The 2,472-nt window shown below is 62.1% G+C and carries 3 protein-coding genes; 2 read left to right on the top strand and 1 reads right to left on the bottom strand.

What is annotated here, in order from left to right:
* Positions 1–710: branched-chain amino acid aminotransferase (locus EN893_RS29015; RefSeq protein ID WP_128361985.1), on the bottom strand; the 710-nt coding region annotated here is incomplete at its 3' end.
* Between the two features lie 157 nt (positions 711–867).
* On the opposite strand from EN893_RS29015, the gene EN893_RS29010 reads away from it, so the two are divergent.
* Positions 868–1,530 carry a haloacid dehalogenase type II gene (locus EN893_RS29010; RefSeq protein WP_127269958.1) on the top strand — a complete coding sequence of 221 codons (663 nt, stop codon included), beginning with the start codon at positions 868–870 and terminating at the stop codon, positions 1,528–1,530.
* Between the two features lie 170 nt (positions 1,531–1,700).
* The coding region (locus EN893_RS29005; protein ID WP_164901198.1) for a L,D-transpeptidase at positions 1,701–2,472 on the top strand (772 nt) is incomplete at its 3' end.

Genomic DNA, 2,472 nt, shown 5'->3' with positions numbered 1-2,472 from the left:
GTCTTTTCCGTGGTCTTGAACCCATACTCGCCAAGCAGCGTTATCGTGCGCGAGCGGGTGATGCCGGACAGGAAGGTGCCGTTCGGCGCCGGTGTAAAGACATGACCGTCCTTGACCAGGAAGATGTTCGAGGTCCCGGTCTCGGCAACGTTGCCCAGCATGTCGAGCACCATTGCGTTGTCGAAGCCGCGCATCTTGGCTTCGAGAATGGCCCGGCCGTTGTTGGGGTAAAGGCAGCCGGCCTTGGCGTTGGTCGGCATGGTTTCGATGGTCGGACGCCGGAACGGCGACACGGTCACCGAAAAGCCAGTCGCCGGAATCATCGGCGATTCATAGAGGCAAAGGCAAAAGCGGGTAGACGCCGGATCGGCCGGGACGCCCATATAGCCGCCATGCTCGGCCCAGTACATCGGCCTGATATAGACCGCCGTCTTGCCGTCGAACTTCTTCAACCCGTCCCATGTCAGCCCGACGATCTTGTCGGCGCTCATGTTCGGCTTCAGGCCGAGTGCGATCGCCGAAGAATTCACCCTGGCGGCATGGAGGTCGAGATCCGGCGCCACGCCTTCGAACCAGCGGCCACCGTCGAACACGCTGGTGCCGAGCCACATGGCGTGGCTGCGCGGCCCCAGAATGGCGACGTTGCCCTCGTGCCAATCACCATCGACGAAAGTCCATGTCGCGGATTGCGCCGCAGCCGCCAGTGTCATCGTGTGGTCCCGCCTCAATCGGTCTCGTGTGACGGCCATTGGAAGATGCTTTGGCGGGCGCCGTCAACCGGCATCATGGAGTTTTGTTGAGGCCAGTGCCGGGGCGCAATGCAATCAAAGCTTGCACCTTGTCGCACCTGCCCTCAAAACTGTTGTCATGCAATACGCCGCCTATGTCTTCGACGCCTATGGCACGCTGTTCGACGTGCATGCCGCCGTGCGTCGTCATGCCGACCGGATCGGGCCGGACGGCCAATTGTTGTCCGAGATCTGGCGCGCCAAGCAGCTCGAATATTCCTGGGTGCGCACGCTGATGGGCGCCTATGCCGATTTCTGGCAACTGACCGAACAGGCGCTCGATTTCGCCTTGCGCAAAGTTCCCTCGGCCGACCCCGGTCTCAAGGCGATATTGCTGGATGCCTACTGGCGGCTGGATTGCTATCCGGAAGTGCCGGCCGTGCTCAAGGCGCTCAAGGCTTCGGGAGCGAGGCTGGCGATCCTGTCCAACGGCTCGCCCGAAATGCTGCAGGCGGCGGTCAAATCCGCCGCGCTCGACCAGGTTCTGGATGACATCTATTCCGTCGATAGGGTGCGGCGCTTCAAGACCGACCCGGCGGTCTACGATATGGTCGCCACCGGCTGGCGCCTCTACCCCGGCGCGGTTTCCTTTCAGTCGTCCAATCGCTGGGACATTGCTGGCGCCACCAAATTCGGTTTTCGCACGGTGTGGATCAACCGCTCCGACCAGCCCGAAGAATACCGGGATTTCCCACCGGCCCTTATCCTGCCGTCGCTCGAAGCCCTTGTGCCCGGCAGCTAGGAAACCTGTGTCTCTGGCGCCACAGTAGCAGCCTGGTCACAGCTTCGCCTTTGTTTGCCCACGTTCGGGCCAGAATCGGAACCGCCTATCGCCCCAGGTGTTGTCAGGCACCCGCGCAACTGTCGGCGAATTCACGTTTTGTTGCGATTTGAGACTTAAAGAAGGCAACCATGTCCATTACCGAAATCGAATCTTTTCGCCTGAGCCGTCGCGGCTTTCTCAACGCCGCAGCCCTGGGCGCCGCTTCGATCGCGGTTTCCGCATGCGCTACCACCGGGCCGGGTCCGGTCGAGCCGCCGCCACCAACCTATGTCGAGCCGCCTCTGGCCGATTATGTGACGATGTACGCCGCTGTCAGCGACGGCGGCTTCGACTTGCCGGCCATCCCCGTCGACAAGATCGATCCGCAGTTCCTGCGTCAGATCGTTCCCGACCCGACGGGACAGAAGCCGGGAACCATAGTCGTCGATACCACCGGCCACTTCCTTTATCTGGTTCGTCCAGGCGGTCAGGCGATACGCTACGGTGTCGGCCTTGGCCGTGCCGGCTTCGAATGGTCTGGCGACGCCGTCGTTCAGTGGAAGCAGAAATGGCCGAAGTGGACGCCGCCGGACGAAATGATCGCCCGTCAGCCGGAATTGAAGCCCTATAGCGCCGACAATGGCGGCATGCCCGGCGGCCTGAAGAACCCGCTCGGCGCACGCGCGCTCTATCTGTTCCAGGGCAATGTCGACACGCTCTATCGTCTGCACGGCTCGCCTGAGTGGCGGTCGATCGGCAAGTCGGTCTCGTCAGGCTGCGTGCGTCTGATGAACCAGGACATTATCGACCTCTATGATCGCGTGCCCTCGAAGACTCCGGTCGTCGTGACCAGCGACGCCAGCCAACCCATGGTGGCGACGCTGGTCACGACGACCGGAGTCTTCGAGGGCACGCGATCAT

It is taken from the genome of Mesorhizobium sp. M7A.F.Ca.CA.004.04.2.1 (assembly GCF_004022825.1).
Classification (GTDB): Bacteria; Pseudomonadota; Alphaproteobacteria; order Rhizobiales; family Rhizobiaceae; genus Mesorhizobium.
The sequence above is the reverse complement of the archived record's forward strand: the minus strand, read 5'-3'. Positions and strand labels throughout refer to the sequence as shown.